This is a genomic window from Sporosarcina sp. Marseille-Q4943, from assembly GCF_943736995.1.
Classification (GTDB): domain Bacteria; phylum Bacillota; class Bacilli; order Bacillales_A; family Planococcaceae; genus Sporosarcina.
Map to the genome: position 1 here is coordinate 341,732 of NZ_OX031157.1, position 14,313 is coordinate 356,044.

General features: G+C 46.8%; 12 protein-coding genes. All 12 read right to left on the reverse strand.

What is annotated here, in order from left to right; genetic code table 11:
* Window positions 1–12 precede the first annotated feature (12 nt).
* On the reverse strand, window positions 13–282 hold the full coding sequence (gene rpsO, locus NIT04_RS10510; RefSeq protein WP_060208062.1) for a 30S ribosomal protein S15: 270 nt from the start codon (window positions 280–282) through the stop codon (window positions 13–15).
* A gap of 264 nt (window positions 283–546) precedes the next feature.
* On the reverse strand, window positions 547–1,488 hold the full coding sequence (locus NIT04_RS10515) for a bifunctional riboflavin kinase/FAD synthetase (protein ID WP_252503565.1): 942 nt from the start codon (window positions 1,486–1,488) through the stop codon (window positions 547–549).
* An 11-nt stretch (window positions 1,489–1,499) separates the two neighbouring features.
* Entirely contained in the window at window positions 1,500–2,411 is a 912-nt protein-coding gene (truB, locus tag NIT04_RS10520; protein ID WP_252503566.1) for a tRNA pseudouridine(55) synthase TruB, read from the reverse strand.
* Window positions 2,412–2,490: 79 nt separating this feature from the next.
* Window positions 2,491–2,838 (reverse strand): 30S ribosome-binding factor RbfA, encoded by a 348-nt coding sequence (rbfA, locus tag NIT04_RS10525; protein WP_252503567.1) that lies wholly within the window; start codon window positions 2,836–2,838, stop codon window positions 2,491–2,493.
* A 22-nt stretch (window positions 2,839–2,860) separates the two neighbouring features.
* Window positions 2,861–3,139: a DUF503 domain-containing protein gene (locus NIT04_RS10530; protein WP_252503568.1), complete on the reverse strand. Its 279-nt coding sequence runs from the start codon at window positions 3,137–3,139 to the stop codon at window positions 2,861–2,863.
* Window positions 3,136–5,661, reverse strand: coding sequence for a translation initiation factor IF-2 (gene infB, locus NIT04_RS10535; RefSeq protein WP_252503569.1), 2,526 nt, complete (start codon window positions 5,659–5,661; stop codon window positions 3,136–3,138). Before infB ends, NIT04_RS10530 begins: the two co-directional genes overlap by 4 nt.
* The gene (locus tag NIT04_RS10540) at window positions 5,609–5,986 is read right to left on the reverse strand and encodes a YlxQ family RNA-binding protein (RefSeq protein ID WP_252503570.1); all 378 of its coding nucleotides are present in this window, start codon (window positions 5,984–5,986) and stop codon (window positions 5,609–5,611) included. Before NIT04_RS10540 ends, infB begins: the two co-directional genes overlap by 53 nt.
* Entirely contained in the window at window positions 5,983–6,261 is a 279-nt protein-coding gene (rnpM, locus tag NIT04_RS10545; RefSeq protein WP_252503571.1) for an RNase P modulator RnpM, read from the reverse strand. The genes NIT04_RS10540 and rnpM overlap by 4 nt, the downstream gene beginning before the upstream one ends.
* Window positions 6,262–6,280: 19 nt before the next feature.
* Window positions 6,281–7,501, reverse strand: a complete 1,221-nt coding sequence (gene nusA, locus NIT04_RS10550) for a transcription termination factor NusA (protein ID WP_252503572.1) — start codon at window positions 7,499–7,501, stop codon at window positions 6,281–6,283.
* A gap of 22 nt (window positions 7,502–7,523) precedes the next feature.
* Window positions 7,524–8,000, reverse strand: coding sequence for a ribosome maturation factor RimP (gene rimP, locus NIT04_RS10555; RefSeq protein ID WP_252503573.1), 477 nt, complete (start codon window positions 7,998–8,000; stop codon window positions 7,524–7,526).
* 177 nt (window positions 8,001–8,177) lie between these two features.
* The gene (locus tag NIT04_RS10560; RefSeq protein ID WP_252503574.1) at window positions 8,178–12,494 is read right to left on the reverse strand and encodes a PolC-type DNA polymerase III; all 4,317 of its coding nucleotides are present in this window, start codon (window positions 12,492–12,494) and stop codon (window positions 8,178–8,180) included.
* Between the two features lie 78 nt (window positions 12,495–12,572).
* A complete protein-coding gene (locus tag NIT04_RS10565; RefSeq protein ID WP_252503575.1) occupies window positions 12,573–14,273 on the reverse strand; it encodes a proline--tRNA ligase in 1,701 nt (566 codons plus the stop codon).
* Window positions 14,274–14,313 lie beyond the last annotated feature (40 nt).

Genomic DNA, 14,313 nt, shown 5'->3' on the forward strand with positions numbered 1-14,313 from the left:
GTATACATCTTATTAACGGCGAAGGCCGAGTTTGGCAATAAGATCACGGTAGCTTTGAACTTTAGTTTCGCGTAGATATTTAAGCAATCTACGGCGTGTACCGACCATTTTATAAAGACCACGACGTGAATGGTGATCCTTCTTGTGCGTACGTAAATGGTTGTTCAAGTTGTTGATCTCTTCAGTAAGGATAGCGATCTGTACTTCAGCAGATCCAGTATCGTTTTCATGAGTTTTGAATTCGTTGATCAATTCATGTTTACGCTCTTGTGTAATAGCCATCCTTTTCACCTCCTAATCATTAAATATCCCCAAATCCCGAGCAAACGTTGGTGATTCGATCTGCCAAGGAAAGGTTAGTGCTACTGCACTGATTTATCATAACATGCGCTGATTACGGATGCAACAATGAAGTCCCAATTAGCGCTGCTACTTTCCGTTCCAGGCGGACGCTTTCCGTGGGCATGGCTTCAGCTCATGCTGTTCCCACAGGAGTCGCCGCCTTGCACTCCAAGTAGCTGGAATTGCCTATAAAATATTATTAATTCACTTATTTAACAATTGCCGTGCCGTCTCCTTGTCCTTACTGATTTGATCAATCAATTCGTCAACAGAATTGAATTTTTGTTCAGCACGAATTCGAGCAATCCAGTCGACAGCCACTTCTTTTCCGTACAGGTCGGAAGTGAAATCGAGCACATGGACTTCCACACTCGGCTTTCGAATATGCGGATCGTGGAAAGTCGGCTTTACTCCGACATTGCACACTCCTTTATACGATTGACCAGCGATGGAAAACATGACTGCGTAAACACCGTTTGCAGGTAGGATCGCCTCTTCATCAACTGATACGTTTGCGGTCGGGAAGCCGAGCTGCCTGCCTCTCTTCTCGCCGTCTATGACAGTGCCAACCGACCTGAATGGCCTGCCTAGCAACGAAGCGGTTTTCTCTACGTCTCCTTCAGATAAAAGCTTCCGTATCCGGGTTGATGAAATCTTATCCTCGGAATCTGTTACTTTTTCGATGATCGTCGTTCCATATTCACCTTCTGACAGGGCCGCCATTTGTTCCATTGTTCCTGCCCCTTTTGAGCCGAATGTGAAGTCGAATCCAGCGGTCACATGCTTGACTCCCAATTGCTTAATGAAAATCTCAATGAATTGTTCAGGCGAAAGGGAGGCGAGGTTCCAGTCGAAAGTAACGATAAATAGGACATCGATCCCCATCTGTTCCAATAGGCGGGATTTTTCCGGATATTTAGTTATGTATCCGACTTTATCCGCACCATTACCAAACAGATGCGATGGATGCGGATTAAACGTCATGACAGCGGAGCGGATTCCCAATTCTTTCGCTTTGGCCTTCGCCTCGTTGATAACTGTCTGATGTCCTTTATGAAGCCCGTCGAAAAAACCGATCGCTAATGAAAAAGGGCCATTGTCATCGATAGCTGTATGAGATGGATATTGCAAATGGTAAATTTCCATATGATTCTCCCCTACTGATTGAATGGAAACATCTTTTCAGGTTTCATCAATCCTTCTTTTGTCGGATGATTGCAATAGATTGCAATCGCGTTTCCCGATCTTGCAAAAACGATTTTCTCCCTTTCTACTAGTAAAGGATGTCGTTGTAGCACTTGTCCGTTCATTATTTTACCATACAAATCCTCGTCGGTTTCAACGAATGCAAAGTCGGCAAGCGCGTCTTCCAGCGGTCGGATAAATTGATGAAGGGTTTGGTTTCCTTTCTGCTCCTCCACTTCCGCAAGCGTCAGACAATCATGTTGACGGAAGTTTCCGGAAGCCGTACGGACCAATGTCGCCATATGCGCAGGAAATCCAAGTTGTTCACCGATTTGCACGGATAACGTTCGGATATACGTGCCTTTTCCACATGCAATCCGAATCATGAATCGTATTTCTTCCCCTTCGAACAACTCCCTATCATCGAGCAATTCGATTTCATATATATGTACAATTCGTTCGGGCCTTTCCACTTCAATTCCTTTTCTTGCGTATTCATAGAGTCTTTTGCCATTCACTTTCACTGCCGAATACATCGGTGGGATTTGGACAATCTTACCGGTGAGCTGTTTCAACGCATGTAAGATTTCTTCGCGGCTGATTTTTTTATACGTGTCATCGGACATCACGATTGCGCCGTCTGCATCCTCCGTTTCAGTTGAGGAGCCAATCGACACGGTTGCAATATATTCCTTGCCTGCATCGGTCACATATTCCGCAACCTTTGTCGCTTGTCCGAGGCAGATTGGCAGTACTCCTTCCACGTTCGGATCAAGCGTTCCTGTATGTCCCACTTTTTTCATGCCCAAGATTTTCCTAAGCTTGAATACGCAATCATGCGAAGTCATCCCTTTTTGTTTCCATAATGGAAGAATTCCATCCATAGCCATCCTCCTTAACTTATTTTTTTCAAAAAAGGAGGAAGCCGGAAAGTCCATTCGGACGCCGACTTCCTCCAATAGTTCATTCCTCTTCACTGTTCACTTGACGAAGCAGCGATTCAATACGATTTCCGTATTCGACAGAGTCATCAAAAGCAAACTCAATTTCAGGTGTCTTCCTGAGTCTGATCCGCTGTCCGATTTCCGTGCGGATAAACCCTTTCGCCTTTGTCAGGCCGGCAAGAGTAGCTTCTTTTTCCGACTCATTTCCTAATACTGAAATGAAAATGGTTGCCTGTTGAAGATCGCCCGTCACTTCGACGTCCGTCACTGTAACGAAGCCGATTCGAGGATCCTTTAATTTTTGGCCGATGATTCCGCCTAATTCCTTCTTCATCTGTTCAGCAACACGATTCGCACGCATAGACATGGATGGTCACCCCGATTCCGTATCAATAGTAGTCAAGTATCATTTCTGTCATTTCCCAATCAGGATTCGATTCCAAAAAACGAATGGCTCTTCTCGTCTCCCCTTCGGCCGCATCTTTTGACGAGGCGACCGAAACGAGAGCGATTGTAGTTCTTTGCCACAAATCTTGGTGATCGATTTCAGCGATGGAAACATTGAATTCATTTTTCACACGATCCATCATTCTTTTCAGGACAGACCGTTTACCTTTCAATGAATGGACGTCAGGTATGAAGAATGTACATTCCGCATAGACGATCATGTCCGTTTAATTTCCTCCATGATGAAGGCTTCAAAGATGTCGCCTTCCTTAATATCATTGAAGTTTTTGACGGTGATTCCACATTCATAACCTCTAGCGACTTCTTTAACATCGTCCTTGAATCTCTTCAAAGTGTCGAGTTCGCCTTCAAAGATGACGATATTATCTCGCAGGACACGTACTCCTGCGTCACGGGTAATCTTGCCTTCCGTTACATAGCTTCCTGCAATCGTGCCGATTTTCGAAACTTTGAATGTTTCGCGGACTTCAGCCTGCCCGATCACTTTTTCTTCGTATTCAGGATCTAACAAACCTTTCATAGCCGATTCAATTTCCTCGATCACCTTATAGATGACGCGGTGCAATCGGATATCGACACCTTCTGCTTCAGCTGCACGTTTAGCATTGACATCAGGACGCACGTTGAAACCGATGACAATTGCATTTGAGGCAGCAGCAAGTGAGATGTCCGATTCGTTAATGGCTCCTGCTCCGGTATGAATGATCCTTACGTTAACGCCTTCGACTTCAATTTTCATAAGGGATGCCGCCATCGCTTCGACCGTTCCTTGAACGTCGGCTTTGACAATAAGGTTTAATTCCTTCATTTCCCCTTGTTTCATTTGATCGAATAGGTTATCGAGCGTCACGCGTGTTTTCTCGCCACGTTGCTCTTGCAAGGCATCGCCCGCTCTCGATTCAGCGATTTGTCGAGCTGTCTTTTCGTCTTCGAATACGACGAAACGATCGCCTGCTTGCGGTACGTCGCTCAGACCCGTAATTTCAACTGGCGTGGATGGACCGGCTTCCTTCACCCGACGGCCAAGATCGTTGATCATCGCACGGACTCTCCCGTAAGTGTTCCCGACGACGATCGGATCGCCTACACGCAATGTCCCATCCTGCACTAGCAGAGTTGCGACCGAACCACGGCCACGGTCCAATTGAGCTTCGATGACCGTTCCTTTTGCTCGGATGTTTTTGCTTGCCTTCAATTCAGCGACTTCCGCAACTAGCAAGACCATTTCAAGAAGTTGATCGATTCCTTCGCCTTTTAATGCGGAAATCGGTACGAAGATCGTATCTCCGCCCCAAGCTTCTGCTAAAAGGCCATGCTCCGTCAGCTCCTGCATGACACGGTCCGGGTTTGCTGTAGGTTTATCCATTTTGTTCACAGCGACGATGATTGGAACTTCAGCGGCTTTCGCATGGTTGATCGCTTCAATTGTTTGAGGCATAACCCCGTCATCTGCTGCGACGACAAGAATTGTAATATCAGTGACTTTCGCTCCACGCGCACGCATTGTTGTAAACGCCGCGTGTCCAGGTGTGTCCAGGAACGTGATTTTCTTGCCTTCCGCTTCGATTTGATAAGCTCCAATATGCTGTGTAATTCCACCCGCTTCTCCCTGTGTCACTTTCGTGTCACGAATCGAATCAAGAAGCGTTGTTTTACCATGGTCGACGTGACCCATGATCGTAACGACTGGCGGACGTTCCGTCAATTCACCTTCGGGCTCTTCAGATTCCTCGAAGTAAATTTCCAAATCTGTTACATCAATTCGGATTTCTTCTTCCACTTCCACGTCATATTCCGCACAGATCAATTCAATCGCATCTTTATCAAGCTCTTGGTTGATTGTCGCCATGACACCGAGCATGAATAGCTTTTTAATGATTTCAGACGGTTCCCTGCCTAATTTGTTCGCAAGCTCACCGACTGACAACGATTCGTAGAAGGTGATTTTTTCCGGCAACGGCTTTTCCACCTTCGGCATTGGCGCTGGACGATGTCTTCTACGTCCTTGGTTAATCCCGCGTGCAGGTGGTCTTCCACCACGTCCAGCTGGACGATTGCCGCCTTGAGCACCTTGACCTGGACGTTGACCGCCTTGAGCCGGACGGTTGCCGCCTTGTGCGCCTTGGCCTTGACGTTGACCGCCTTGAGCCGGACGGTTGCCGCCTTGTGCGCCTTGCCCTTGACGTTGACCGCCTTGAGCTGGTCGGTTGCCGCCTTGCGCGCCTTGGCCTTGGCGTTGACCGCCTTGAGCTGGTCGGTTGCCGCCTTGCGCGCCTTGCCCTTGGCGTTGACCGCCTTGAGCCGGTCGATTGCCGCCTTGTGCGCCTTGCCCTTGACGTTGACCGCCTTGAGCCGATCGATTACCACCTTGTGCGCCTTGGCCTTGGCGTGGACCGCCTTGTGCTGGACGGTTGCCGCCTTGGGTGCTTTGTCGCTGGCTGCCTTGAGCCGGACGGTTGCCCTGTTTATTATTATCCTGTGTGTTGCCTGCCGGTCTTGATGCGTTTGAAACAGGCTTTCGATCATTTTGTCCGCCACGAGACTTGTCGGAAGGAGCAGAGCCACCTTTTCCAAAACGCTGATCCAATTTCGCTGTCGCCTCTTTATCAAGCATCGACATATGGTTTGTAACATTCACATTAATTTTTCCAAGCTCTTCGATGACTTCTTTACTCGTCCGATTTACTTGTTTCGCGTATTCGTGTACACGTATCTTCGTCATTAGCCCACCCCCGGTTATATTCGTTGAGGAGCCCGGATGCTTTTTTGGCGAAGCCGGCATCCGTTAACGCGAGTACGACCCGCGACTCTTTTCCGATTGCATGGCCGAGAGCTTCCCGGCTCCCGAACACATGCTTCTCAACGTTGTAAAAACTACATTTATCATTCACTTTTTTCTGTGTGTTTTTTGAAGCATCTTCAGAAACGATGACTAATCGCGCATTTCCCGAACGAACCTCTTTGACGACCAACTCTTCGCCTGTGATGAGCTTCCGGGCTCTCGCAGCCATCCCTAGCAATTGGAAGATTTTCGTAGGATGATTCATTTCAATGCCTCACGACGGATTGCATGCAGAAGATTATCGTAAACTTCCGCAGGCACCGATGTTCCAAGCTGGCTTTCAATCGACCGATTGCGTTTTGCTGTTTCAACAGCCTCTTCAGTTTTCGATACATATGTACCCCGTCCTGATTTTTTGCCTGTCAGATCGACTGAAACTTCACCTTCCTTCGTGCGAACAATGCGGATCATTTCCTTCTTTGGCAACATCTCACCCGTCGCCGCACACTTACGCAAAGGGATTTTCTTTTTGCTTGTCATGGGCAGTCATCCTTTCAACTCAATTGTCTTCGTCTGTTTCTGAATATAAATCGATTGTTTCCAGATCGGATTCCTCTTCTGTTTCATTATCGAAATAAGGATCCTCATCATATTCATCGTTTCCATTTTCGGTAACGGCGTATACATCATTTTCAAACAGGCCCTCTCCAACCGATTGGGCGGAAGAAGGAGGATAGATGCCAAGTTCTCGGGCATCCGTTTCACTTTTAATATCGATCTTCCATCCAGTCAACTTGGCAGCTAAGCGAGCATTCTGTCCTCGTTTCCCGATTGCCAATGATAATTGGTAGTCAGGCACTACGACAGTTGTCGACCTGTCCTCTTCATTCACTTGCACGTCCAATACTTTTGAAGGGCTCAATGCATTTGCGACAAAGATGACCGGATCCTCGGACCATTCAACAATATCGACCTTTTCTCCGTTCAATTCATTTGAAATGGATTGGACACGTGCTCCTCTAGAACCGACGCAAGACCCGACCGGATCCACTTCTTCATTATTCGTATGGACGGAAATTTTCGAGCGGTCTCCCGCCTCACGGGCAATCGATTTGATTTCAACCGTGCCGTCATAGATTTCAGGCACTTCCATTTCAAACAGTCGGCGCAAAAGACCTGGGTGTGTACGGGAAACAAAAACTTGAGGCCCTCTTGAAGTGCGCTCCACTTTCGTAATGTACACTTTGATGCGGTCATGAGGCTGGTAGGTTTCTGTAGTGATCTGTTCGCTTGCAGGCAGCACTGCCTCCACTTTCCCAAGACCTACATAGAGATTCCTTGCATCCAGGCGCTCGACGATTCCATTGACAATATCATCTTCCCTGTCGACGTATTCATCGTAGATCAGGCCACGTTCAGCTTCACGTACGCGCTGCGTAACAACTTGTTTAGCAGTTTGCGCTGCAATACGGCCGAAATCGCGTGGAGTCACCTCTTCTTCTAAGATATCTCCCAATTCATATGCAGGGTTGATGGCCAAAGCGTCTTCAAGAGCGATTTGAAGCCTTTCATCTTCCACTTCTTCCACGACATCTTTACGGGAATATACTTTCATTGTGCCTTTTTCCAAGTTCAAATCGACACGGACGTTTTGAGCCTGGTTGAAGTTTCTTTTATATGCGGTAACAAGTGCCGCTTCAATCGCTTCCACAATTACATCCCTCGAAATTCCTTTCTGCTTCTCGAGGGCTGTCAATGCATCGAGTAGATCACTACTCATAATTAATCACTCCTATATTCAATTATGCGGAAAAATCAATCGCTAATCGTGCAAATGCGATTTTTTCCTTTTCGATGACGACTTGCAACTTCCGGGTCTTGATGCGGATTTCAACTTCTGCTGCATCCGGACCGTAGGATAGCAAGTATCCTTCGAACTCTTTCATGCCATTGATCGGTTCATACGTTTTAATGAATACATATTGACCGACCGCCTTTTGGAAATCCTCTTCTTTTTTCAACGGACGTTCTGCGCCCGGTGAGGATACTTCAAGGAAATAGTTCTGAGGAATCGGATCTGTGCGGTCCAGCTCCTCACTTAGCTTTTCACTTACTAGTGCACACTGTTCAATATCGATATTCCCTTCCGGCGTATCGACATAAACGCGTAAGAACCAGTCTCTTCCTTCTTTCACAAATTCAATATCAACCAATTCCAACTCTAGGTCATTCACTATCGGACTGACGAGCTTTTCAACTTCTTCTGTAATTTTACTCATCATAACCCTCCCGAGATTTGATTCTAACTTGTCTTATTCGAATAGAACAACAGAAAAGAGCGGGAAATCCCACTCTTTTCGCAAGACATATAGCAAAAGTTGCTCCAATTGTACCATCTACTGGGCGTCATTGCAAACAATGTGCCAAATGCTTGCCGTTTCCAATTGACATATCGCTTAGAAAAGAGAAAGTTGGTTTGAATCGGGCATGCCTTCCAAGCAGCCTAAAGAATCCATGTATTCAATGACTGTTTTCGAAACCCTTCCTCGCTGCTGGAGATCTTCCTTCGAAAGGAAGATGCCATCCTTGCGGGCTTCGACAATCGCTTTGGCGACGTTCGTACCTAGAGAAGGTATTGCATCGAACGGCGGTAACAATTGATTGCCATCGATGATGAACTCAGATGCAGCGGATTTATATAGATCTGGTTTCGCGAATGAAAAGCCGCGCTCACACATTTCTAATGAAATTTCCAATACTGTGAGCAAGTTCTTTTCTTTCGGTGATGCTTCCAATCCTTTATCATTGATCTCTTTGATTTTTGCACGGATTGATGCATTACCTTTCGTCATTGTTGCTAAATCATAATCAGTTGCGCGGACCGTGAAGTACGCAGCGTAATACATGATCGGATGGTGCACTTTGAAATACGCGATCCGCAGCGCCATCAGCACGTAGGCAGCGGCGTGAGCTTTCGGGAACATGTATTTTATCTTTTTGCAGGAATCAATATACCAGCCGGGCACTTGGTTAGCCTTCATCGCCTCTTCGAATTCAGGCGTCAGCCCTTTCCCTTTCCGCACAGATTCCATTATCTTAAATGCCATTGCAGGTTCGAGTCCTTGGTAAATCAAATAGACCATAATATCATCACGGCAACCGATCACATCGGACAATTGACAGATTTTATTTTGAATCAGCTCTTGGGCATTGCCAAGCCACACGTCCGTCCCGTGGGAAAGACCGGAAATCTGGATTAATTCCGAGAATGTGGATGGTTTCGTCTCCTCAAGCATCTGCCTTACGAAGCGCGTACCGAATTCCGGCACGCCTAAAGTTCCTGTCTTGCACTCGATCTGCTCTTCAGTGACGCCTAATGAGGAAGTCCCGCTGAACAGTGCCATGACCCCTTCATCGTCAGGAGGAATCGTTTTCGGGTCGATGCCTGAAAGGTCTTCGAGCATTTTGATCATCGTCGGGTCATCGTGTCCGAGTATGTCCAGCTTCAGAAGATTATTATCGATGGAATGGAAGTCGAAATGCGTCGTCCGCCAGCTCGAAGCCGTATCGTCCGCAGGGAATTGAATCGGAGTGAAATCAAAAATCTCCATATTATCCGGGACGACAATAATCCCGCCCGGATGCTGCCCCGTATTCCGTTTAACGCCCGTACAGCCTTGTACGAGCCGGTCAATTTCTGCACCGCGCAAATGGAGGTTATTATCATTCATATATCCTCGAACATAGCCGTATGCGGTCTTTTCGGCAACTGTTCCGATCGTCCCCGCACGATAAACATAGTCTTCTCCGAAAAGCTCCTTCGTATAGTTATGCGCATGAGCCTGATATTCTCCACTAAAGTTCAAATCGATGTCCGGAACTTTATCCCCGTTAAAGCCAAGGAATGTTTCAAACGGGATGTCTTGTCCATCTTTTTTGAACATCGTGCCGCATGCCGGACACGCTTTGTCCGGTAAGTCGAAACCAGAGCCGACCGACCCATCATCAAAGAACTCCGATAGCCTGCACGAAGGGCAAACGTAATGCGGCGGCATTGGGTTTACTTCTGTAATTTCCATCATCGTTGCAACGAGCGAGGAGCCGACTGATCCGCGGGAACCGACAAGATAGCCATCATCCAATGACTTCTTAACAAGCTTATGTGATATGAGATAGATAACCGCGAAACCATTGTCGATGATTGATTTCAGTTCCTTCTCGATCCGCGCCTCGATGATCTCAGGCAATTGCTCACCGTAAATATGGCGTGCCATAGAATAGGTCAGTTCCCTTACTTCATCATCTGCTCCGATAATTGTCGGTGTATACAAATCATCTTTAATTACTTTCACTTCTCCGACACGGTCTGCCACTGCCTGCGGATTGTCGATGACAATCTGCTCTGCGACTTCCTTGCCCAAAAACGAGAAATGTTCGAGCATTTCATCAGTCGTCCGGAAATGGACTTCAGGCAAGGAATGTCGGTTCATTGGGTTCGCCCCGCCTTGGGAACGGACAAGAACTTGACGATATATCGCATCAGTCTCGTCTATATAGTGGACGTTCCCTGTTGCACAGACGGGAAGACCGACCTTTTTCCCGAGCTTGATCATCTTCCGCATAATATCTTCTAAATTCCATTCATCCCGAATCAATTCCAATTCAATTAAATGGGAATAGGCTGGCTTCGGGTGAAGTTCAAGGTAGTCATAGAAGCGGGCAATCTCCTCAACCTCTTCCATCGACTTCTGCATGAGTCCTTCGAAAACTTCCCCCTTGTCGCATCCTGATCCGACGAGGAGGCCCTTGCGATATTGCATCAATAACGAGCGTGGAATACGTGGAACTCTGTAAAAGTAATCCATATGGGAAATGGAGACGAGCTTAAAGAGGTTTTTCAAGCCTTCATCATCTGTCGCAATTAACGTGCAGTGGGACGGCCTTGATCGTTTGTAGGCATCCCCTTCGCCGATGTTTTTATTGAAATCATCCAAGTATTCGATTCCTTTTTCCGTTGCCGCTTCCTTCATGAGCCGGATGAACAGATAGGCTGTCGCTTCCGTGTCGTAAATCGCGCGGTGATGCTGTGTCAGTTCAATATCAAACTTTTTTGCCAACGTGTTCAATCTGTGATTCCGCATTTCTGGATACAGGAAACGCGCCAACTCGAGCGTATCGATAACCGGATAGCTTTTGTCATGCACCCCGGCTCTCTTGCTCGCTTCATAAAAGAAGCCCATATCGAAGGAAGCATTATGGGCGACTAGGATGGCGTCGCCAATGAATTCCTTGAAATCCTTTATTACTTCCGACACTTCAGGAGCGTCCTTCACCATGTCATCCGTAATGCCGGTCAGTTCAATTGTAGTTGAAGACAGAGGATGATGAGGGTTCGCAAACCTTTCAAACCTCTCCTTAATTTCTCCATTGACCACTTTGACCGCAGCCAACTCGATAATCGTGTCATACACGGCGGAAAGGCCTGTTGTTTCTACGTCAAATACGACAAATGTATCGTTTTCAAGCTCTCGATGCTGCTCGTCATAGACAATCGGCACGCCATCATCCACTAAGTTCGCTTCTAAGCCGAATAATACTTTTATTCCATGTTTCTTACCCGCAGAGTAGGCTTCCGGAAACGATTGGACGTTCGCATGATCGGTTATCGCTATCGCGGGATGCCCCCATTTTGCAGCCTGCGCGACTAAGGCTGAAGCTGATGTCACTGCATCCATCTGGCTCATCGTCGTATGGGCATGCAACTCGATCCGTTTGCGATCCTCTGGGGCGGTATCTTTCCGGATAACCGGAGAAACTTCCATGATGTCCTGTGCCATCATAATGAGATCTCGGACGAATGTATCGTTCTGGATGCTTCCTCTAGCACGGACCCATGCACCTTTTTTCAATGTTTTCATGAGTTCGGCATCTTCGTTGTCACGCGAGAACATTTTCACTAATATGGAATCAGTGTAATCGGTCACTTTGATTGTGAGTAATGAACGCCCACTTCTCAATTCCCTTACCTCTGCATCGAATACGTAACCTTCGATCGTTACGCGCCTTTCTTCATCCTGTATCGTATGGATGCCGACGATCGGCTCGTCAGGCTTGATCGGGACGCCCAATACAAATGGCCTGTTCCCAATATCCCCGTTCTCTTTCTTCATTGCTTCCATTTTTTGCAGGTTGGCTAAGGCATTCTTCGCATACTCTTCCTCTTCAGCCTGTTTCTGGGCAATGAATGCGAGTCGTTCCGCTTCGTTATCTTCAGTCTCTTCGGAGATCGTGAATTCGATAGCCATCGATGGAAAACCGAATGATTCATAAACCTCTGCGATAATGCGGCCATATTTGTTTTTCATCGTTTGCTGCTCAAAGTCATTTGCGCAAGTCAATGTCATTTTTTCGCCAACGAGTACTGGTTTTTGCCCTACGAGCCTTTCACGAATCGGAGGCGACATATCCCTCATTTCTTCAATGACATGCGGCCAATAGCCAACGATCAGTTCCGGATCTCCTTCTGCTGTTCGTACTGTTATTTGAAGGCGTACCGCAGCTATGGACGTAAAGGCTTCCTTCATCCTTTGTTGAAATAACTGATAGACGTGGACAGGTAACGTTTTTTCAAGCTCTACATTAAATTGCCACACTCTCGATTTTCGATGAATATCGACTCGTTCTAGTGTTCCATGTTCGAAATGGACAATCGTTTGATCATCCGTCATTCCGATCTGTTGCAGCAACGTCAGTAATTTCATCTTTGCATCCATATGTAGACCTCCCCCTTTCATACAGTGAAAAGAAGGGAAGTGCCGATTCAAGTCGGCCTCCCCTCCTTACCAAATTCATTAGCCGAAAAAGGCTTGCAGCTTTTCGGTCACTTCTTCTTTTTGCCACTCAACCGTTTCTCCGGTCTCCCTGAATCTCACTTCGACGATTCCGTCTTGGGCTTTTTTGCCGATCGTCAGTCTAACTGGCAATCCAATTAGATCGGCGTCTGTAAATTTCACACCCGCTCTTTCATCCCGGTCGTCATGTAAAATGTCATACCGATATGATTTCAATAGATGATAAAGTTCTTCAGAAAGTTTTGTCTGTGCTTCATCTTTCATATTGATCGTTACAAGATGTATATCATACGGAGATAGCTGTTTCGGCCATTTCAACCCATTTGAATCATTATACTGTTCCGCGACAGCTGCCAAGATCCGTGAAACTCCGATGCCATAACAGCCCATAATAAACGGTTGAGCTTTTCCGTTTTCATCCAAATACTTCGCTTTCATCGGTTCGCTATAAACGGTTCCCAGTTTGAAGATATGTCCAAGCTCGATGCCTTTGGCGAATTGGATTGTGCCGTTCCCGTCGGGTGAAGGATCTCCTTCTTTGATGAACCGCAAATCAAGATAGCGTTCAACGGCAAAATCGCGTTCCGGATTGACGTTGACCAAATGGTATCCATCTTCATTCGCCCCGCAGATGCCGTTTACGATGTTTTCGACAGCGTAGTCGGCATATACTTTCAAATCTAGGGGCAATTTGACAGGACCAATCGAGCCTACTTTACATGATAGCATCCCTTCGATTTCTTCTTCTGTTGCGAGATCGATATGAGTAGCCTGCAATGCATGTTTCAGCTTTATTTCGTTTATGTCATGATCGCCGCGTGAGAGTACGACGACTAGCTTATCATCCACTTTGAAAATGAGCGTCTTGATCACTTTCGAAGGGTCCGTGTTCAAGAAGTCCGCAACTTCCGCTATCGTCTTCTGGTCTGGCGTATCCACTTTCACGAGCTCTTTCAATGTTTCTTTAGGTTTCACATATTCTGTATTGACTTCGGCCATTTCGATATTGGCGGCGTATGAGGAAGAGTCGCTATAAGCGATCGTGTCTTCTCCGATGTCGGACAACGCCATGAATTCATGGGTCCCTTTGCCTCCAATCGTGCCGCCATCAGCAATGACAGCCCGGAAGTCCAAGCCGAGCCTCGAGAAGATATTCGAGTATGCCTGCATCATTTCATTATACTTTTCTTCCAGACTATCTTCAGTGGAATGGAACGAATAGGCATCCTTCATGATAAATTCCCTGCCACGAAGCAGTCCGAATCTTGGCCGTTTCTCATCCCTGAACTTCGTCTGGATCTGATAGACCGTAAGTGGCAGCTTTTTATAGGATTTTACTTCATCCCTAATGAGCGATGTAATTACTTCTTCGTGGGTTGGTCCTAGAGCCATTTGACGTTCGTGGCGATCCTTTAGCCTGAAAAGTTCAGAGCCGTATGCATCCCATCTGCCGGTCTCTTCCCAGAGGCCGGATGACTGCAACGTCGGCATGAACATTTCGACTGCGTCGATTGCATCCATCTCTTCCCGGATGATGTTCTCGATTTTCCTAATCACTTTCTTCGCCAATGGAAGAAAGGAATAGACCCCACTCATATGTTGACGGATATATCCCGCCCTTAACAGTAGTTGATGGGAAAGGATATCGGCATCCGTCGGTATTTCACGCATCGTCGGGATGAATGTCCGTGATTGTTTCATGAAAGGTTTCACCTCGAATCAAATTATACTACTGATTTCC